The 19,220-nt window shown below is 72.0% G+C and carries 18 protein-coding genes; 11 read left to right on the top strand and 7 right to left on the bottom strand.

What is annotated here, in order from left to right:
* Window positions 1–2 precede the first annotated feature (2 nt).
* From ACZ7M3_RS38115 to ACZ7M3_RS38070, 10 genes are all read left to right on the top strand, one after another.
* Window positions 3–902 (top strand): carbohydrate ABC transporter permease, encoded by a 900-nt coding sequence (locus ACZ7M3_RS38115; protein ID WP_355312317.1) that lies wholly within the window; start codon window positions 3–5, stop codon window positions 900–902.
* Entirely contained in the window at window positions 899–1,822 is a 924-nt protein-coding gene (locus ACZ7M3_RS38110; protein ID WP_388525725.1) for a carbohydrate ABC transporter permease, read from the top strand. Before ACZ7M3_RS38115 ends, ACZ7M3_RS38110 begins: the two co-directional genes overlap by 4 nt.
* Complete coding sequence (locus ACZ7M3_RS38105) at window positions 1,819–3,930, top strand: alpha-galactosidase (protein ID WP_472069653.1); 2,112 nt, start codon at window positions 1,819–1,821, stop codon at window positions 3,928–3,930. Before ACZ7M3_RS38110 ends, ACZ7M3_RS38105 begins: the two co-directional genes overlap by 4 nt.
* Before the next feature lie 76 nt (window positions 3,931–4,006).
* Entirely contained in the window at window positions 4,007–4,765 is a 759-nt protein-coding gene (locus tag ACZ7M3_RS38100) for an SDR family NAD(P)-dependent oxidoreductase (RefSeq protein WP_472069651.1), read from the top strand.
* 49 nt (window positions 4,766–4,814) lie between these two features.
* On the top strand, window positions 4,815–5,576 hold the full coding sequence (locus tag ACZ7M3_RS38095) for a FadR/GntR family transcriptional regulator (protein WP_472069649.1): 762 nt from the start codon (window positions 4,815–4,817) through the stop codon (window positions 5,574–5,576).
* Window positions 5,573–6,718, top strand: coding sequence for a galactonate dehydratase (gene dgoD, locus ACZ7M3_RS38090; protein ID WP_472069647.1), 1,146 nt, complete (start codon window positions 5,573–5,575; stop codon window positions 6,716–6,718). The genes ACZ7M3_RS38095 and dgoD overlap by 4 nt, the downstream gene beginning before the upstream one ends.
* Window positions 6,712–7,509 (top strand): hypothetical protein, encoded by a 798-nt coding sequence (locus ACZ7M3_RS38085; RefSeq protein WP_472069645.1) that lies wholly within the window; start codon window positions 6,712–6,714, stop codon window positions 7,507–7,509. Before dgoD ends, ACZ7M3_RS38085 begins: the two co-directional genes overlap by 7 nt.
* A gap of 26 nt (window positions 7,510–7,535) precedes the next feature.
* Window positions 7,536–8,171 (top strand): bifunctional 4-hydroxy-2-oxoglutarate aldolase/2-dehydro-3-deoxy-phosphogluconate aldolase, encoded by a 636-nt coding sequence (locus ACZ7M3_RS38080; RefSeq protein ID WP_472069643.1) that lies wholly within the window; start codon window positions 7,536–7,538, stop codon window positions 8,169–8,171.
* Window positions 8,168–9,073 carry an SMP-30/gluconolactonase/LRE family protein gene (locus ACZ7M3_RS38075; protein WP_472069641.1) on the top strand — a complete coding sequence of 302 codons (906 nt, stop codon included), beginning with the start codon at window positions 8,168–8,170 and terminating at the stop codon, window positions 9,071–9,073. Before ACZ7M3_RS38080 ends, ACZ7M3_RS38075 begins: the two co-directional genes overlap by 4 nt.
* Window positions 9,074–9,083: 10 nt before the next feature.
* Complete coding sequence (locus ACZ7M3_RS38070) at window positions 9,084–10,067, top strand: sugar kinase (protein WP_472069639.1); 984 nt, start codon at window positions 9,084–9,086, stop codon at window positions 10,065–10,067.
* Window positions 10,068–10,109: 42 nt separating this feature from the next.
* Here ACZ7M3_RS38070 and ACZ7M3_RS38065 read toward each other — a convergent pair whose 3' ends face one another.
* The 4 genes from ACZ7M3_RS38065 to ACZ7M3_RS38050 all read right to left on the bottom strand — a co-directional run bounded on the left by ACZ7M3_RS38065 (window position 10,110) and on the right by ACZ7M3_RS38050 (window position 14,393).
* Window positions 10,110–11,366: a low temperature requirement protein A gene (locus ACZ7M3_RS38065; RefSeq protein WP_472069637.1), complete on the bottom strand. Its 1,257-nt coding sequence runs from the start codon at window positions 11,364–11,366 to the stop codon at window positions 10,110–10,112.
* A 17-nt stretch (window positions 11,367–11,383) separates the two neighbouring features.
* Window positions 11,384–12,340 carry an SDR family NAD(P)-dependent oxidoreductase gene (locus ACZ7M3_RS38060; RefSeq protein WP_472069635.1) on the bottom strand — a complete coding sequence of 319 codons (957 nt, stop codon included), beginning with the start codon at window positions 12,338–12,340 and terminating at the stop codon, window positions 11,384–11,386.
* A 76-nt stretch (window positions 12,341–12,416) separates the two neighbouring features.
* Window positions 12,417–13,310: an MBL fold metallo-hydrolase gene (locus ACZ7M3_RS38055; protein WP_472069633.1), complete on the bottom strand. Its 894-nt coding sequence runs from the start codon at window positions 13,308–13,310 to the stop codon at window positions 12,417–12,419.
* Between the two features lie 99 nt (window positions 13,311–13,409).
* Window positions 13,410–14,393, bottom strand: coding sequence for an aldo/keto reductase (locus ACZ7M3_RS38050; RefSeq protein ID WP_383120571.1), 984 nt, complete (start codon window positions 14,391–14,393; stop codon window positions 13,410–13,412).
* 100 nt (window positions 14,394–14,493) lie between these two features.
* Here ACZ7M3_RS38050 and ACZ7M3_RS38045 point away from each other — a divergent pair, with 100 nt between their 5' ends.
* Window positions 14,494–15,081: a TetR/AcrR family transcriptional regulator gene (locus ACZ7M3_RS38045; RefSeq protein ID WP_472069631.1), complete on the top strand. Its 588-nt coding sequence runs from the start codon at window positions 14,494–14,496 to the stop codon at window positions 15,079–15,081.
* A gap of 319 nt (window positions 15,082–15,400) precedes the next feature.
* On the opposite strand, the gene ACZ7M3_RS38040 is transcribed toward ACZ7M3_RS38045, so the two are convergent.
* The 3 genes from ACZ7M3_RS38040 to ACZ7M3_RS38030 all read right to left on the bottom strand — a co-directional run bounded on the left by ACZ7M3_RS38040 (window position 15,401) and on the right by ACZ7M3_RS38030 (window position 19,168).
* The gene (locus ACZ7M3_RS38040; RefSeq protein WP_472069629.1) at window positions 15,401–16,897 is read right to left on the bottom strand and encodes a long-chain-fatty-acid--CoA ligase; all 1,497 of its coding nucleotides are present in this window, start codon (window positions 16,895–16,897) and stop codon (window positions 15,401–15,403) included.
* Window positions 16,898–17,128: 231 nt separating this feature from the next.
* Window positions 17,129–17,908 (bottom strand): crotonase/enoyl-CoA hydratase family protein, encoded by a 780-nt coding sequence (locus ACZ7M3_RS38035; RefSeq protein WP_472069627.1) that lies wholly within the window; start codon window positions 17,906–17,908, stop codon window positions 17,129–17,131.
* A 42-nt stretch (window positions 17,909–17,950) separates the two neighbouring features.
* Window positions 17,951–19,168 carry a CaiB/BaiF CoA transferase family protein gene (locus tag ACZ7M3_RS38030; protein WP_472069625.1) on the bottom strand — a complete coding sequence of 406 codons (1,218 nt, stop codon included), beginning with the start codon at window positions 19,166–19,168 and terminating at the stop codon, window positions 17,951–17,953.
* Between the last annotated feature and the right edge of the window lie 52 nt (window positions 19,169–19,220).

Below are 19,220 nucleotides of genomic sequence, written 5' to 3'. Positions count from 1 at the left end.
CAATGGCTTTGCTCGGCTCCACACGACGGTCCAGGGCCACGCGGGTGCCCCCGGTGGTCCTGGCCTTCGTCCTCGTCCCGCTGCTCGCCGAGGCGTTCTGGGTCTTCTGGCCGGCCCTCCAGGGCTTCTACCTCTCCCTGACCTCTTGGGACGGTCTGTCGGCCCCGAAGTTCGTCGGCCTCGGCAACTTCAGCGAGATGGTGCACGACGAGGTCTTCCGCACCGCCGCGGTCAACACGGTGCTGTGGCTGCTGCTCTTCGGCGGGCTGTCCGCCGCCCTCGGGCTCGGTGCCGCACTGCTGCTCCAGCAGGAGCGGCGCGGCATCGGGTTCTACCGGGCGGCGCTCTTCCTGCCGGTGGTCTTCTCACTGGTCGCGACCGCGCTGGTGTGGCAGGCCATGTACCAGCCGGACGGCCTGATCAACAACGTGCTGCAAGCCATCGGCCTGGGTGGCTGGAAGCACGCCTGGCTCGCCGACCAGGACACCGCCTTCTACGCGGTGATCGTGCCCGCGCTGTGGCGCCAGGTCGGCTACGTGATGGTGCTGTACCTGGCCGGCCTCAAGGGCATCGACCCCGTGCTGTACGAGGCGGCGAAGGTCGACGGCGCCACCCGCCTGCAGCAGTTCCGGCACATCACCCTCCCGCAGCTGCGCAGCGTCAACGCGGTCGTCCTGTCGGTGATCGTCATCGACTCGCTGCGCTCGTTCGACGTGGTGTGGGCGCTCACCCGCGGCGGCCCGTACCACTCCTCCGAACTGCTGAGCACCTACATGTACTCCACCGCGTTCCAGTCGCTGCGCCTGGGATACGGCTCCGCACTCGCCGTCGTCATCTTCGTGCTGGCCTTCGGCGTCATCGCGAGCTACCTCGTGCGCGCCTTCCGGGAGGCCGACTCATGACCGCCACCCACGCCACCACGGACCTCAAGGACGCCGAGGGCCCGGCGGGCCGGACCGGGCCCGCCAAGGTCGCGGCGCCCCGCCGCCCCGCCCTGAGCGGCCGCGCCCTGCGCACCGCCGGCTTCCACCTCTCCGCGGGCCTGCTGTCCGCGCTGTGGCTGCTGCCGATCGCCCTCGTCCTGGTCACCAGCACCCGGACGTTCGACGACATCGCCGCGCACGGCGTCGGCAGCTGGCCGCACTCGTTCACCTTCGACAGCTTCCGGCAGGCGTGGGTGGACGGCGGCCAGCAGCGCGCCCTCATCAACAGCATGCTGGTCACCATCCCCACCGTGCTGCTCTCGCTCGGCCTCGCCTCCATGGCGGCCTTCGCGCTCAGCCGTTACGACCTGCCCTTCCGGCGCGTCCTGCTGCTGCTCATGCTCGGCGGCAACCTGCTGCCCCCGCAGATCCTGCTGATCCCGGTCTCCAAGCTCAGCGAAATGCTCGGCATCTACGACCAGTTGTACGCCCTGATCGGCGTGCAGGTCGGCTTCGGAGTCGGCTTCTACGTCTTCGTCCTGCACGGCTTCATGCGGGCGATCCCCGGCGAGATCCAGCAGGCCGCCGTCATCGACGGCGCGAACCCGTGGCAGATCTACTGGCGGATCATCCTGCCGCTGGCCCGCCCGGCGCTGGCCGCGCTGACCGCCCTGTCGTTCACCTGGATCTTCAACGACCTGCTGTGGGCCATCACGGTGCTGCGCACCGACACCCAGATGCCCATCACCGCCTCCCTCATCGGGCTGCAGGGTCAGTACGTGTCCATGTGGAACGTGATCGCGGCCGGCTCGGTGATCGCCGCCGCCCCGACGGTGGCCGTCTTCCTTCGCTTCCAGCGCTACTTCGTGGCCGGACTGAACCTCGGAGCCGTCAAGTGACCCCGCACGACCGGTGGCTGCTGCGCACCGACACCACCACCTACGCGGTCACCCTCGGCGGCGACGACCGCTGGGCCGAACTCGCCGCCTGGGGTCCGCACGGCGTCGAGGACGGGCCGTCGCCCATGGGCTGGTCGCGGCGCACCCACTTCATCGTCCCCGCCGACGCCGCCCCGGCCGAGTACATCCCGTACGGCCTGCGGCCGTTCACCGGCGCCGACCTCGTCGCCTCCCGCCCCGGCGGCGATCGCGGCAGCTGGTGGCGATTCACCGGCGCCACGCAGGACGGCGACCGGGCGCTGCGCCTGGAGTTCGCCGACGACATCCTCGGGCTGCGCACGACGCTCCGCTACGAGACGGTGCCCGGCACCGACGTCATACTGCGCTGGACGGAGCTGACCTGCACCGGCGAGGACGAGGTGCGCCTGGAGCGCTTCGACTCCGCCGCCGTCAATGTGCCCATCCAGGGCGGTGCGCGGCTGACGTACCTGGCCGGCCAGTGGTCGCAGGAGTTCCAGCTCAAGGACGTGACGCTGGAGCGCGGCCGCTTCGAGATGGAGAGCACCCAGGGCTCGGCCGGGCACGCCTACCACCCCTGGCTCGCGGTCCAGGACGCCGCCGCCCCCGCCGAGGGCGCCACCCCCACGTACGGCATCGCCCTGGAGTGGTCCGGCAACTGGCGGATCACCGCCGACGCCGAGCCCGGCGGCGCCGTACGCGTACGCGCCGGCCGCGTGCCCCACGAGGGCGCGGTCCGCCTCGCCCCCGGCGCCACCCTCGTCACACCTCGGCTGGCCTGCGCCTTCAGCCCGGACGGGCTCGACGGGCTGGCGCGCGTGTGGCACCGCTACGAGCGGCACCTCACCGGCGAGCGCATCCACCGGCCGCGCAAGGTCCTCTACAACTCGTGGGAGGCGACCGGCTTCGACGTCGACGCCGCCGGGCAGCTGGAGCTCGCCAAGACGGCCGCGGACCTGGGCGCCGAACTCTTCGTCGTCGACGACGGCTGGTTCACCGGACGCCCCGACGACACCGGCGGCCTCGGCGACTGGGACCCGGACCCGGCCGAATTCCCCGGCGGATTCGACCGGTTCGTCGAGGACGTCCGCGCTCTCGGCATGGACTTCGGCCTGTGGGTGGAGCCCGAGGGCATCAGCCCCCGCTCCAGGCTCTACGCCGAGCACCCCGAGTGGGTGTACCGGATCGAGGGGCGGCCCGCGACGCTCGTACGCAACCAACTCCTGCTCGACCTCGGCCGCGAGGACGTCCAGGACTTCGTCATCGGCACGCTCGACCGGCTGCTCGGCTCGTACGCCATCAGCTACCTCAAGTGGGACATGAACCGGCCGCCCACCGAGCGCGGCCGCCCCGGCCACCCGGCCGGTCCCGACCCCGAGCTCCAGGACCTCGACGCCGCCCATGTAGCCGGCTACCAGCGCGTCCTGGACCACCTGCGCAGCGCCCACCCGCACGTCACCGTCGAGGGCTGCGCAGGCGGCGGCGCCCGCGTCGAGCACGCCACCCTCGCCCGCACCGACGTGATGTGGCCCAGCGACAACACCGCGCCCATGGACCGGTTGCGCATCCAGTACGGCTATCTCCACGCGCACGCCCCGCACACCATGAGCTCCTGGGTCACCGACGCCCCCGGCGTCTTCGACCCGCGCCCCCGCTCCCTCGCCTTCCGGTTCGTCAACTCCATCGCCGGAGTCCTGGGCATCGGCGCCGACATACGCCACTGGACGCCACAGCAGCGCGCCGAGGCCACCGAGTGGATCGCCCGCTACAAGGAGATCCGCGACATCGTCCACCACGGCGAGGTGAGCCTGCTCCGCAGCCCCGCTGACCCGACCTGCGGCATCCAGTACGAGGAACCGGGCGGCGCCCGCCTGGTGGTGACGGCCTGGAACACCGGCCCGCTCGACGGCGCGCCCCTGGTGCCCGGCCGGGCCGCCCGGCTCCGACTGCGCGGCCTGAGGCCGGACGCCGGCTACACCGACACCGCGACCGGCACCCGCTACAGCGGCGCGTACCTGCTCCACTCGGGGCTGCCGTTTGCCTGGACCGCCGGACACGACGCGGAGCTGACCGTGCTGGCCCGGCAGTGACGACAACGGAAGAATTCGCCCCATCTCTCGAACATCTGCACCCCACCTCCCTCTCGAACAGGAGACGACCCACCTCATGAACCCAGCCGCCCGCTTCACCAACCGCGTCGCCGTCGTCACCGGCGCCGCGTCGGGCATCGGCGCGGCCACCGCGGCACGCCTCGCCGCGGAGGGCGCGGCCGTCGTCCTGGTCGACCTCGCCGCCGAACGCGGCGAGGAAGCCGCCGAGCGGCTGCGCAAGGACGGCGCCCGGACCCTGTTCGTCGCCGCCGACGTCGCGAGCGAGGACGACTGGCAGCGGGTGATCACCGCAGCCCACAGCTTCGGGCCCGTGGGCGTCCTGGTCAGCAACGCGTACACGGTGGCGGTCGCACCGGCCCACGAGACCAGCCTCGCCTCCTGGGAACGGCAGCTCTCGGTCAACCTCACCGGCGCCTTCCTGGGCGTCAGGGCGACACTGCCCGACCTGCGCGAGCACCAGGGGGCCGTGGTGCTCGTCTCCTCCGTCCACGCCCACCGGGGGATCCCCGGCCACCCGGCGTACGCGGCGAGCAAGGGAGCGCTGCTGTCGCTGTGCGGTCAGCTCGCGGTCGAGTACGGCCCCGGGGTTCGCGTCAACGCCGTGCTGCCGGGACCGATCCTGACCGCCGCCTGGGACCGGGTCCCGCAGGCCGAGCGCGAGCTCAGCGTCGCCGAGACCGCGGCCCGCCGCTTCGGCACCCCCGAGGAGGTCGCCGCCGCCGTCGCCTTCCTCGCCGCCGACGAAGCCTCCTACATCACCGGATCGAGCCTGCTCGTGGACGGCGGCTGGAGCGTCAGTAAGGCCTCCGCGTGACGGGACCGACCGCTCCAGCCACCGACCGACCAGCAAGAAAGGCAAACACATGACGCCATACGCGCGCCGCGGAGTGCACGGCCAGACCGTGGAGACCCTTGCCCGCCGGGTGCTCAGCGGCGAGATCGCCGAGGGAGCGACGCTCGACATGGCGGCCCTGCAGAGCGAACTGGACGTCAGCCTGACCGCCCTGCGCGAATCGCTCAAGGTGCTCGCGGCCAAGGGCATGGTCGACGCCCGGCAGAAGCGCGGCACGTTCGTCCGGCCCCGCTCCGACTGGAACCTGCTCGACGCCGACGTACTGCGCTGGCAGTTCTCCGAGAGCGACGGCACCGGCGCCGACCCCGCGCTGCTCCGCAACCTCGGCGAGGTCCGCGGCATCATCGAACCCGCCGCCGTGCGGCTGGCCGCGGCCCGCCGCACCGACGCCGACCTCGAGGCGTTGGAGGGGGCACTCACCGCGATGGGCCAGGAGGGCGGCGCGAGCGACGCCGTCGAGGCCGACCTCGGCTTCCACCGGGCGCTGCTCGCGGCCACCCACAACGAACTGCTGGAACGCATGGAGATGGTCATCGAATCGGGCCTGGCCCAGCGCGACCGGCTCGTGCACAGCGCCCCCCACAGCGAGGACCCGGTCCCCAGCCACCGAGCCGTCCTCGACGCCGTGCGCGACCGGGACCCCGACGGCGCGGAGCACGCCATGCGCGCCCTGCTCGACCAGGCGACGCGCGACCTCGACAAACTCAGCGGTCCGTCCGCGCCCGAGGGCGCGGACGGCTCCACCGACGAGAAGGACGGCCAGGCACAGTGAAGATCGCGCGCGTCGAGACCTTTCTCGTCCCGCCCCGGTGGCTGTTCTGCCGCATCGAGACCGACGACGGCGTCGTCGGCTGGGGCGAGCCGGTGGTGGAGGGCCGGGCCGAGGTCGTCCGGTCGGCCGTCGAGGTGCTGGCGGAGTACCTGGTGGGCCAGGACCCGCTGCGCATCCAGGACCACTGGCAGGTGCTGAGCAAGGGCGGCTTCTACCGGGGCGGCCCGGTCCTCTCCAGCGCCGTCGCCGGCATCGACCAGGCCCTGTGGGACATCGCGGGCCGCGCCCTCGGGGTGCCGGTGCACACGCTGCTCGGCGGCCCGGTCCGCGACACCGTCCGGGTGTACGCCTGGGTCGGCGGCGACGAACCCGCGCGGCTCAAGGAAGAGGTCACCGCCCAGGTGGAGGCCGGCTTCACCGCCGTCAAGATGAACGCCGCCGGGCGCACCCCGCCGATCGGCAGCCCCGCCGAGACGGCCGCCGTCGTCGAGCGCGTGGCGGCCGCCCGCGAGGCCCTGGGCCCGCACCGCGACGTCGCCGTCGACTTCCACGGCCGCTTCAGCGCCGCCAACGCGCGCCGCGTACTCAACGAGATGGCCCCGCTGCACCCGCTGTTCGTCGAGGAACCCGTCCTGCCCGAGCAGGCCCACCTGCTGCCCGGCCTGGTCGCCGCCTCGTCCGTGCCGCTGGCCACCGGCGAACGGCTCTACGGGCGGGCCGACTTCCTCCCGGTGCTGACCGCGGGCGTCGCCGTGGCCCAGCCGGACCTGTCGCACGCCGGCGGCATATCGGAGGTCACCCGGATCGCCTCGCTCGCCGAGACCTTCGGGGCCCACCTGGCGCCGCACTGCCCGCTCGGTCCCATCGCGCTGGCCGCCAGCCTCCAGGTCGCCTTCGCCACACCCAACTTCCTGATCCAGGAGCAGAGCCGGGGCATCCACTACAACAAGGACGCCGACCTGCTGTCCTACCTGGTCGACACCGAGCCCTTCCGCTTCGTCGACGGCCAGGCGCACCGCACCGGACTGCCCGGACTCGGCATCGCCGTCGACGAGGTCGCGGTCCGCGCCGCCGACCGGTCCGGCCACGCCTGGCGCAACCCCGTCTGGCGGCACGCCGACGGTTCCTTCGCCGAATGGTGAGCGCCACGCGGCTGCCCGTCCGCGTCGCCACCGACCCGGACCACGGCGGACGCTGGACGTCGCTGACCGCCGGTGGCCGCGAGTGGCTGTGGCACCGCGAGGAGCCCCGCCGCCGCACGGTCCGGCCCGGTGACCCCTTCGCCGACGCCGGCGGCCTGGAGGAGTGCGTGCCCACCGTGCGCGGGCTGCCCGACCACGGGGACACCTGGTCGCGACCCTGGCGGAGGGCGGGGGAGGAGGACGTCGTGGAGTGTCCCGACTTCCGCCTGAACCGGCGCATCGGTGAGCGAGGGGACGCGGTCGTCGTCGACTACACGCTCGCCGCCGAGCCCGGCTACCGCTTCGTGTGGGCCGCCCACGCCCTGCTGGACCTCTCTCCGGCCGCCCGGATCGGCGTCGTCGGCGCGGCGGTGACCCGGCTCTACCCGGACGAGGGCGACCGCTGGGTCGCCGGCAACTGGCCCAGCGTCGACGGCGTACCGCTGGACCGGCTCGGCCCGGACGACGGGAGCGCCGTCGGAGCGGTCGTCCTCACCCCCCGGGTGTCCGTGCACGACGGCGCCGACACGCTGTACCTGTCCGTCGAGGCCGACGGACAGCCCGTCGCGGTCGCCCTCTGGCGCAACCTCGGCGGCTTCCCCCGGGGCGCGCCGTACCGCTCGATCGGCGTCGAGCCGATGCTCGGCCGCGTCTTCGACCGCGCCGCGGCGGAAGACGGCGACACCGCCGTGGTGCCGCCGACCGGCGAGGTCACCTGGCGGCTCACCGTCACCGCGACCCGCCGCACCTGAACCACCGTCACCAGAAGGGATGTCGGATGAAGCTGCTCGCCGCGCTGCGCGCCCACCGGCTGCTCGCCATCGTCCGGGGCAGCGACCCGGACGCCGCGCTGACCACCGTGCTCACCCTCGCCGAGGAGGGCGTCACCCTCATCGAGGTCTCCCTCTCCGGGCGCGACGCGCTCGACGTCATCGCGCGGGCCCGCGCCACGCTCGGCCCCGACGCGACGCTCGGCGCCGGAACCGTGCTCAGCTCCGAGGACGCCCGTGCCGCCCAGAAGGCCGGCGCCGCCTTCCTCGTCACCCCGGGGGTCAGCGACGGCATCGCCACCGGGCGGGAACTCGAACTCCCCGTGCTCGCCGGCGTGATGACGCCCACCGACATCCTCCAGGCACAGCGGCTCGGCGCCGACGCCCTCAAGCTCTTCCCGGCAGGCAGCGCCGGGGGCCCCGGCTATCTGCGGGACCTGCGCGGGCCCTTCCCGGACCTGCCCTTCGTACCCGTCGGGGGAGTGGACGCGGCGGCAGCCGCCGACTACCTGCGCGAGGGAGCCATAGCCGTCGGCGTCGGATCGCCCCTGATCGGCGACGCCGCCGAGGGCGGCGACCTCACCGCCCTGCGTGAGCGCGCCCGCGCCTTCCTGGACGTCGTCCGCGCGGACGACCGCCCGTGACCGCCCCCGCGGTCCTGGGGACCGACCGCCTCGAGTTGGGCGAGGGCATCCGCTGGACGGACGGCCGCGCCGTGCTGACCGACATCCTCACCGGCCGACTGCTCGCGGTGCCCGACACACCCGACGCGCCGCTCGCCCCGATCACCCGACTGCCCTGCCCGCTGGGCGCCGTGGCACCGGTGGAGGGGCACCCCGGGCACTGGATCGCGGCGGCGGGCCCCGGCATCTGCCGCATCGACCCCGCGGGCCGCGTCGACTGGATCGCACGCCCCGAGGAGGGCGCACCCGTGCCGATGCGGATGAACGACGGCGTAGCCGACCCGCACGGCCGCTTCTGGGCGGGCAGCATGGAGTACGAGGCCACCCAGGACGCGGGCTCCCTCTACCGCCTGGACCGCGACGGCCGCGTCACCCGCGTCCTGCGGGACGTCACGATCCCCAACGGCCCGGCCTTCAGCGCCGACGCCACCGTCATGTACCTCGCCGACAGCGCCCGGGGCATCATCCGCCGCTATCCCGTCGACCCCGAGAGCGGCGACCCGGGCACCCCAGAACCCTTCGTCACCCTCGGCTCCGGCAGCCCCGACGGCATGACCACCGACATCGAGGGCTGCCTGTGGACCGCCGTCTGGGGCGCCGGGCAGGTCCACCGCTACCGCCCCGACGGGGGCCTCGACCGGATCGTCGACCTGCCCGCCGGGCAGCCCGCGGGACTCTGCCTCGGCGGCCCCGACGGCCGTACGCTCCTCGTCACCAGCGCGCACATCGGCCTGCCCGTCCCAGGACCCCTCGACGGCGCTGTCTTCGCGCTCCGGGTCGACGTTCCCGGCGCCCCGGCCGCCCCGTACCGCCCGGCGGCCCCCTCCGTTCCGGCCCCGGCGGACCGCGCCGACACACCCTAGGAAGCCCACCATGAGCACCCACCGGCCACTGCGCCCCGGCCCCGTGGTCTGCGTCGGCGAGACCATGGCCGCCCTCGCCCCCGACCCCCTCGGGCCGCTGGACGGCGCCGACCTGCTGCGCGTCGACATCGCGGGCGCCGAGTCGAACGTCGCCCTCTACCTCGCCGACCACGGCATTCCCGCCCGCTGGGTCTCCGCGGTCGGCGACGACCCCTTCGGCCGCCGCGTCCGCGCCCGGATCGCCGCGGGCGGCGTCGACGTGAGCGGCGTCCGCACCGACCCGCAGCGGCCCACCGGACTGCTGCTCAAGGACCCGGGCCCGCGCGGGCACGGCACCCGCGTCCACTACCACCGCGCCGGATCCGCCGCCTCGGCCCTCACCCCCGACGTGCTCGACGATCCGGCGGTGGCGGGCGCCGCGCTCGTCCACCTCAGCGGCATCACCCCCGCCCTCTCGCCCGGCTGCCGCGCCCTCGTCGAACGCGCGCTGCGCCCCGACCGCCCGTGGCCCGTCAGCTTCGACGTCAACCATCGCCCCGCGCTGTGGGACGGCCGCTCCGCCGCCGACGTGCTGCGGCGGCTCGCAGACCGGGCCGACATCGTGCTCGTCGGTCTCGACGAGGCCCAGGCCCTGTGGGGGGACGGGATCACCGACGCCGAACGGGTCCGCGATCTCCTCTCCGGCCCGCGCGTGCTCGTCGTGAAGGACGGGGACCGCGCCGCCACCGCTTTCGTGGGGGCCGCTGCCCACAGCGTGCCCGCTCTGACCGTGCGCGTTGCCGAGCCGGTCGGCGCCGGCGACGCCTTCGCCGCCGGGTTCCTCAGCGGCCTGCTGCGGCAGCTGCCCGTGGACCGCGCCCTGCGGCTGGGCCATCTGACCGCGGCCTCGGCCCTGAAGGTCGCCGCCGACCACGGCCCGCTGCCGGACCCCGCCTTCGTCGCGGCGCTTCTGGACGCCGACGAGGAGACCTGGCGGGCCGCCGTGATCGACTGATGCCTCCGGACAGAACCGTCCGGGGTGCTTCGAGTGCAGGCCTCAGCGCCGCTTGTCGTCCTGATGCTCCGCCACCGTAGACGCTTCCTCGGCGGCGGATTCCTCTTCGTGGGACAGGCGGTATGCCACGGCGAGTCCCCAGGGGACACCGAGGAGGACGACGAGGGCGAGGCCCAGAACGAGGGGAGCCGGGCGTGCCGCACCGACTCCCACACACATGACGGCCACGACGACGCAGGTGCGGGCCAGCGGCCGGTAGAGCCCGCGGTCCAGGTGCCAGACGCGCAGGGAGGTCGCGAGCACCATCGTCGCGCAGAGCACGACGGCCGCGCCCCCGCAGAGCACCCAGGCCGTGGCGGCGGGGATCCGGCTGTCGTGGGCGTGCTCGACGAGGCCGACCATCGCGGCGCCCATGGCGGCCACCGCGGCCGTGAGCGGCATGTGAACCAGCATCCACTGCACGGTGCTCGCACGAGTGGGCCTCGGCCGCCGGTGCCCGGCGAAGTCGAAGTACGTCCACCAGGCACCGAAGCCGATGACGACGGCGACGAGCCCGACGGCGAGGGTGAGCGCGTTGGTCGGCTCGTGGGCCAGTCCGTCGACGACGCCGGTCACGGTCTCGCCGAGCACGATGATGATGAACAGCCCGAACCGTTCGGTGAGCGCGGCGGTCACGCTGAGCGCGACCGCCTGTACCGGGGTGGCCGTACCGATCATGACCGCGAACCCCGCCAGGTAGGCGACGGCCAAAAGGCCCCACGTCAGCACGCGGACGTCCGCGGGCAGAGCGGCGCTCGCGGCCAGGACGACCGCGCAGGCTGCCGTCCCGGTCACGAACAACCTGCTGGGGCGGCGGAATTCGGGGCTGTCACCGCGTGCGGCGAGCAGCCACAACACCGCCAGCACCGCGAACAGCACCCCCGCGGTCACGGCGAACGCGACTCCGCGTGCGCCGCCCGCCTCGGGGATGAACGCGCCCAGCGGGACGAGCACGAGGATCTGCAGCAGGAACATGCTCCGGCCGCGGGCATCCTCGTGCCCGTGCAGTTCGTGGTGGAGGGTGCCGTTGAACCAGGCGATCCACACCAGTGCGAACACCGCGGCGAACAGACCCAGACCGTGCCAGTCGAGGTCTCCGGCCAAGTGGTGGGCGGCCTGGGCGACCAGCACGACCACGACCAGGTCGTAGAACAGTTCGAGCGGGCCGACCACGCGCTCGCGCGGCTGCTCGCCATGGGCACGCGGAGGCTGCCACAGCTGACGGCGCAGCCGGGTCCACTGCTCGTCTCGTGAGGTCATGTCGGCAGCGTAGAGCTCTAGCCGACGAGAGCTTCGGACACGGTCCACAGCCGGGCGGCGTTCTCCGGGTCCAGGGCGTACGGCGCGACGCCGGCGACGGCACCGGCTCGCTCGGCGACCGGCTCGGACGGTGCACAGTCCTCGAAATAGCGGCCGGTGATGCCCTCCACCGACGGTGAGGCGGCCAACAGCACCGAGGTCGCGGCGCCCTGCTCCACGGTCTTCTGCGGTGGCAGTGCGAGTTCGCCCGAGGCGATGAAGTCGGCCACCTGCTGCATGTCCATGTGCCGGGCCAGGGACGTGTCCGCGATGTTGCCCGGCATCAGTGCGTTGGCGGTGATGCCGTCGTCGGCCCATCGCTCGGCGGCACCGACGGCGAACAGGATGTTGGCGGTCTTCGACTGCCCGTAGGAGGTCCAGGGGTCGTAGGGGCGGTACCGGTAGTCGAGGTCGTCGAAGACGACGGGGGAGAAGAGGTGGCCGATCGAGGCGACCGAGACGATCCGGGCGCGGTCCGCCGCCGCGAGTGCCGGGTGGAGGCCGACGGCGAGGGCGAAGTGCCCCAGGTGGTTGACGGCGAACTGCGTCTCCCGACCGTCAGGTGTGCGGATGAGTTCCGGCGGAGCCATCACTCCGGCGTTGTTGACCAGGATGTCCAACGGGCCGTGCCAGGCCGCCACGAACGCGGCGACCGTCGACCGGTCGGCCAGATCGAGCCGCCCCACTGTCAACTTCCCTGATTTGGAGGGCAGTTCAGCCTCCAGGCGCGCCACTACGCGGGCACCCGTGTCGGTGTCCCGCACGGCCAGGGTGACGTCGGCGCCCGCCGCGGCGAGCGCCCGGGCCGTCTCCACCCCGATTCCGGAACTGGCTCCGGTCACCACGGCCCGGCGGCCGTGCAGGTCGACACCGTCGATCACCTCGGCGGCGGTGGTGCTTGCCCCGAAGATGTGGGGCGTCTGAGGCACAGACATGAGGTGGGTCTCCTGATGTGAGTGAGCTGGGTTACTTGAGTGATTTGAGAAAACCGAGGGTGGCGATGTGTGTGACTCAGTCGCCGATCGCGTTCGGCGCCTCGCCGACGGGAGCCCAGGCGTGCGCGTCGCCCACCGACGTGACACGGCCGAACACGTCGTCCGTGAAGTGCCCGGCGGCGATCACGGTGTCCGGCCGTGCCAGCACGCGATCGCGCACGGCTCGGGCCTGGTCCGGAGCGACGTCGGAGGAGAACACCAGATCGGGGTCGCCGACCTGAGCCGGGGAGTGAAGGATGTCTCCCACGATGTAGGCGGATTCGGTGCTGCCACCCGACGGATCCCGTACGACGATCGCCAGATGCCCGGGGGTGTGCCCGGGCGTCGCCTCGACGGTCACCCCGGGCGCGATGCTGTCGCCGCTCCTGACGAACTCGACGACGCCGTCGAGCGGCTTGAGCACTGCCTCGGCGTCCGGTCCGCCCATGGCCGCCGCCCTGGTCGACCAGTACTGCCACTCGGCTTCCGACATGAGATGGCGTGCGCGGGCGAAGGTGAGGCCCGTGGGCGAGTCCGTCGTGGGCGCGTTCGGGAGCGGCGCGACATCGCTGGTCCAGCCGACGTGATCGAGGTGCAGATGGGTGAACACCACCGTGTCGATGTCATCGGCGGACAGCCCTTCCTCTGCGAGGTTCCGCAGAAGCGAACCGCCCTTGAGCTGAGCGACGCCGGGCACGTCCACGTCGAGCTTCCCTGCGGCCAGATCCACGAGAATCCTCTGGTCCCCGGCGCATATCAGGAAGGAGCCGAACGAGAGGATGAGCTGCCCGTCTTCGAGGAAACCGGGGCGCGTCGTCCAGTCCACGCCCGGGAACAGGACGTCTGGATTGTGCGCGCCGAAACCGTCGGGGAGATAGGTGACCGTCGTTTCGCCGATGGTGATCCGGGACCGTATGGCCGGCTGGGGCATGGGGGCCTTTCGACACGCGAGGGCTTGGGGCTGTGTGTGGGGGCGGGGGCAGGAGTCTTCTGGACCCGCGAGGGGATTGTGTGAGGCGCAGGCCGGCTCTCAGCCGTTGAGCGTCCCCATGTACTCGGGTGCGTAGCGGTCGCCGGTGACCACGCCGTGCGGGGCGACCGCCTCGATCGCGGCGATGTCGTCGGTGGTGAGCGTTACCTCGGTCGCGGCGACGTTCTCCTCCAGGTAGGGGCGGCGCTTGGTGCCGGGAATGGCGATCGCGCCCTGGTGCTGGACCCAGGCCAGGGCCAGCTGGGAGGGCGTGACGTTCTTGTCGGACGCGATGCGGCGGACCTCGCGTACGACGTCCAGGTTGCGGTCGAAGTTCTCGCCCTGGAACCGGGGGTCGGTCCGGCGCCAGTCGTCAGCGGCGAAGTCGTCAGGGCTGGTGATCGCGCCGGACAGGAAGCCGCGGCCCAGCGGGGAGTAGGCGACCAGGCCGATTCCCAGCTCCTGCAGCGTGTCGCGCACCCCGTCCTGTTCGATGCCGCGCTCGAAGAGCGAGTACTCGGTCTGGACGGCGGTGAGCGGGTGGACGGCGTGGGCACGCCGGATGGTCTTCGCGGAGGCCTCGCTCAGACCGATGTGGCCGACCTTGCCCTCGGCGACCAGCTCGGCCAGCGCCCCGACGGTCTCCTCGATGGGCACGTTGGGGTCGATGCGGTGCAGGTAGTACAGGTCGACGTGGTCGGTGTCCAGGTGCCGCAGTGAGCGTTCGAGGGCCCGGCGGACGTACTCGGGCCGGCCGTTGAGGCCGAGCGCGCGGCCGTCGTCGGTGATCTCGACGCCGGTCTTGGTGGCGACCACGGCGACATCCCGGCGCCCTGCCAGCGCCTTGCCGAGGAGCTGCTCGTTGACGAAGGGGCCGTAGCTCTCGGCGGTGTCCAGCAGGGTGACGCCGAGCTCCAGCGCGCGGTCGATGGTGGCCAGCGACTCGGCCTCGTCGGTGGCGCCGTAGAACGCGCTCATACCCATGCAGCCGAGGCCTTGGGCTCCGACGGTCAGGCCTTGGCTGCCCAGTGCGCGGTGTTCCATGAGGGGGGTTCCTTCCATAACTAACTGGATAGATACATCACCGTAGACCCGCGGTTTGTGAGTGTCAATAACTAGATAGTTACTTGCTAGGGTGGCACGTATGCCACGGGACTCCAGCGCCACCAAGGCCCGGCTGCTCGACGCCGCCTTCACCGAATTCGCCACCTACGGCATCGCCGGTGCGCGAGTGGACCGCATCGCGGAGGCCGCGGGGGCGAACAAGCGGCTGATCTACGCCTACTTCGGCAACAAGGAGCAGTTGTTCGACGAGGTGTTGCGACGGGCGATGACGGCGGGAGCCGAGTCGGTACCGTTCGACGTCGAGGACCTGCCCGGATACGCCGGCGCGATCTTCGACCATCTCGTCGCCCGGCCGGACCTGATGCGCCTACGCCTATGGAAACTGCTGGAGCGCCCCTCCGCCACCGGACTCGAACCGGACGCCTTCCGGCGCAAGGCCACCCAAGTGGCCGACGCGCAGCAGCGTGGCGAGCTCGCCCAAGGGATGGAGTCCGCCGATCTCCTGACCATGGTTCTCGCCGCGGCTCAGGCGTGGTTCTGGGCCGCCGAGGACGTCGGCCCCGAGGAGGTCATCCAGTCCTGGTCGCCACAGCGTCTGGCCCTGCACCGCTCGGCAGTCGTCGAGGCCGCGCGCCGGATGAGCGAGCCGAAGGCCGCCGGGGAGTAGCGGTCCCTGTGGGCAGGCTCGCCTGGCGTATGGCGGGGTGTGTCCCTCAGGTCGGGAAGCGCTACGGCGGTCGCGGGCAGTCGCGGGCGGGTTCTGGCGACTGCACGACATCGACGGCGTCAGCATCGGCCGCCGCACCGCCGCACCGCCGCACCGCCGCACCGCCGCACCGCCGCACCGCCGCACCGCCGCACCACTGCACCGCGGTCTCGCCGCACCGCCGCACCGCCGCACCGCCGCACCGCGGTCTCGCCGCACCGCGGCCTCGCGGTCCCGCGCGGGCGGCCTGCGCCGGGAGATCCGCCCCGGCCCAGTCGCCTCATCGCCTGCCCAGCTCGGGCGGCGGGACGATCTGCCGCTTGAGGATCTTGCCGGTCGGTCCCTTCGGCAGCGCGTCCGTGATCCACACCTTCCGCGGGTACTTGTAGGCGGCGACCTGATGCTTGACGAATTCACGCAGTTCCTCGGCCGTCGTTCGGGCGCCCGGCTTGAGGACGACCGCCGCACCGACCTCCTCACCGAGATCGGAGCTGGGGAGGCCGATGACCGCGGCGTCGGCGACGGCCGGATGCTCGTACAGCACATCTTCGACCTCGCGGGGGTACACGTTGTAGCCGCCCCGAATGATCACGTCCTTCGTCCGTCCGATGATCCAGAAGTACCCGTCCTCGTCGACCCGGCCGATGTCGCCGGTGTACAACCAACCGTCCCGGATCGTGGCGGCGGTCTCCTCGGGGCGTTGCCAATACCGTTTCATCACGTTGTGCCCGCGAATCGCGATCTCGCCGCTTTCCCCTTGCGGTACCTCCTTGCCGTTGGCGACCACCCGCATCTCGACGCCCCGGATCGGGGTGCCGACCGAACTGGGCTTGGGCCCGGCCTGCAAGCTGTTGAACGAGGCGATGGGCGAGGTCTCCGACAGCCCGTACCCTTCGAGCACGACGCAGTCGAACGCGGTCTGGAAGTCGTGCAGCACCTGGACCGGCATCGCCGCGCCGCCGGTGAGGGACACACGTAGCCGGGAGACGGGGTACGCGTCCCGGTCGGGCTCCCCCACCAGCCTGCTGAACACCGTCGGCACCCCGGCGAAGACGGTCACCCCGTGCTCGCCGAGGATTCCCAGTGCTTTCCCGGCGTCGAAGCGCGGCAGCAGGGTGAGGCACGCGCCGGAGCCGACGGCGGCGTTGAGGGTGCAGGTCTGTCCGAACGCGTGGAACAGGGGCAGCCCACCGAAGATCACGTCGTCGGCGGTGAGCTGGACCAGTTCGCCGGCGATGTCACAGTTGCGGGTGAGGTTGGCGTGGGTCAGTTCGGCGCCCTTCGGCTGACCGGTCGTTCCCGAGGTGTAGAGAATCACCGCGGTGTCGTCCTCGTGCAGGTCGGCCACGTCCTCGACGGACGGGGCGGACGCGAGCAGAGAGTCGAATGCGCCGGGACTGACGACGACCACCTCGGCCTCGGCCTGCTGCGCACCGGCCCGTGCCTCGTCGGCGAAGGCGTGCCAGGCGAACAGGAGCCGGGCGCCTGAGTCGCCGAGGTAGTAGGCGACCTCGCGGGACTTGAGCAGGGGGTTCATCGGGACGACGATGCCACCGGCCCGGAGTACGCCGAAGTACGCGAGGGCGAACTCCGGGACGTTGGGCAGCATGATCGCCACTCGGTCCCCGGGCTTCACACGATGATTGTCGAGCAGCCCGGCCATGTGGGCGCTGCCCTGGTCGAGCATGCGATAGGACACGACGGCGTCCTCGAGACGGAGTGCGGCGCGATCCGGATGAGTCCGGGCGCTGCGCACCAAGTGGGATGCGAGGTTCATGCCAGCTCCTCTCCTCGACTTTCTGGGTCTTTCGGCCGCGCAGCCCCTTGAGTACCTCGGCTCGAACCCTCCTTCGCGTCAGCCCCCATGACACGCACCGGTGATTCCGTCACTGGCGACGGCAGCGCGCAGCTTCTCCGTCACCGGGGGCGCGGGCCGGCTCGCAGGACCGGGCGACGCGACACCTGCGCGCAGGTGTCGGCCATCGCAATGACGGAGCCGGGGCAGGTGTCAGCGGCCCTGCCAGTGCGGTGAGCGCCTCTCGGCGAAGGCATGGGCGCCCTCCTGCGCGTCGTGGGACGCCAGGACCGGTGCGACGATCCGGTCCTGCTCGGCAAACGCGTCCTCATCGCTGAACGCTCGCCGCTCGTTGACGACGCGTTTGATGGCTGCCACGGCCAGGGGCGCGTTGTGCGCGATGCTGGTGGCCAGTTCCAGGGCCCGCTGCAGGGCCTGGCCCGGTACTGTGAGGTGGTTGACCAGGCCCAACCGCTCGGCGCGTTCGGCGGGCAGAGGCTCGCCGGTCAGCAGTAGCTCCGAGGCGATGTTGCGCGGGATGCGCTCGGGCAGGCGAAGCATGCCCCCTTCGGGTGGCACGATGCCGTAGTGGACCTCGGTCTGACCGAAAGTGGCGTTCCGCGCGGCCACGATCATGTCGCAGGCGAGCGCCATCTCGGTCCCGCCGCCCAGCGCGTAGCCCTCGACGGCGGCGATGAGCGGGGTCTTGATCCGGGCGCGGGTGATGCCGGCGAAGCCACGTCCTTCGACGATGGGCTTGTCTCCGGCCGCGAAGGCCTTGAGGTCCATACCGGCGCTGAAGACACCGTCGGCACCGGTGAGGATGCCGACCAGGAGGTCGTCACGGGACTCCAAGTGATCGACGGCTGCTGCCAGCGCCCTGGCGGTGGCCCCGTCGATGGCATTGCGAGCCTGCGGCCGGTCGATCGTGATCACGAAGATGCCGTCGTTTTCCTCGGTTCGTACGGTCGGCGTGTCGTTGGCCGTAGTCATGATGATGTTTCCCTTCTTCCGTCGCGTTGCTGAGTCGTGGCTTCAGACGACTGCTTCGGCCTTGCGCAGCTCCTCGATTCCGGCGGCGTCGAAGCCGAGGTCGCGGAGCACGGACTCGGTGTGTTCGCCCAGGTCGGGGGCCGGGCCCGGACGGATCTTCTGTTCCTGGTCCAGTCGGACGGGGCTGTCGACGGTCAGGTGTGGGTCGTCGCTGCCGTCGTCGATCGGCACGAACACCCGGTTGGCGAGGAGCTGGGGGTCCTGGGCGCACTCGTCGAGCGTCTGGACGACCCCGTACGTGAGGCCCGCGGCGTCGAGCACCTCGCGCCACTCGGCCAGGGAGCGAGTCGCGAATGTCTTGTCCAGCACGGCGACGATCTCGGCGGCGTGGGCGCGGCGGCTCGGGGTGTCGGCGTAGTGCGGGTTCTCCGCCGCCTCGGGATGACCGATGGCCTTGAGGAAGAGCGGGACCTGCTTGTCCTCGTTGGCGAAGCCGAGGACGATCCAGCGGTCGTCCGCCGTGCGGTACATGTTCACGAGTGCGTTGGGCGGGTCGGACCGATCGATGGGGCGGGGGGGCTTCGCCCCGACCAGTACGGCTTGCAGCCACATGCTGGCCGCCCAGGCGCCTTCGGCCAGCAGCGAGGCCGTGACGCGCGCGCCCTGGCCGGTCTTCTCCCGCCGGTACAGCGCGGTCATGATCCCGGCGAACAGAGTGATCGCCGTGGAGTGATCGCCCGATCCGAACGCGTTCGTCGCCGGCGCCACGTCCCTTTGGCGTGTGAGGTCCATCAGGCCGCTGCGCGCCCAGTACGCCGTCACGTCGAAGCCGGGCAGATGCGCATCCGGACCCTCCTCGCCGAAGCCGGTGACATCGGCGTAGACCAGCCGGGGATTGAGGGGGGCCAGAGCGTCGTATTCCAGGCCCAGCTTCGCGCGCGTCCGCGGCGGGAAGTTCGTCACCAGCACATCGGCCCACCGCACCAGACTCTCGAGCACGGGCCGGGCGCTGGGCGACTTGAGGTTGAGCGCGATGCTGCGCTTGTTGCGGTTGTCCAGCTGCCAGGGGTAGTTGACCCCTTCGATCTGGGGGTTGGGAGGGATGCGGCTGAGCGAACGGTATGCGTCGCCCGTGTGCGGTGGTTCCACCTTGACGACGTCGGCGCCGAAGTCACCGAGGACGGTGGCCGCGGCGGGTCCGGCAATGAAACTGGCGAGATCGACGACGTGCAGTCCCTCCAGGAGGGGTGTGCTGCTCATGACTACTCCTTGTCCTCCGTGGGGTCACACGCGGTGCCCGGGGGTGACCCGC

The organism is Streptomyces sp. NPDC111656, assembly GCF_055656965.1.
The sequence above is the reverse complement of the archived record's forward strand: the minus strand, read 5'-3'. Positions and strand labels throughout refer to the sequence as shown.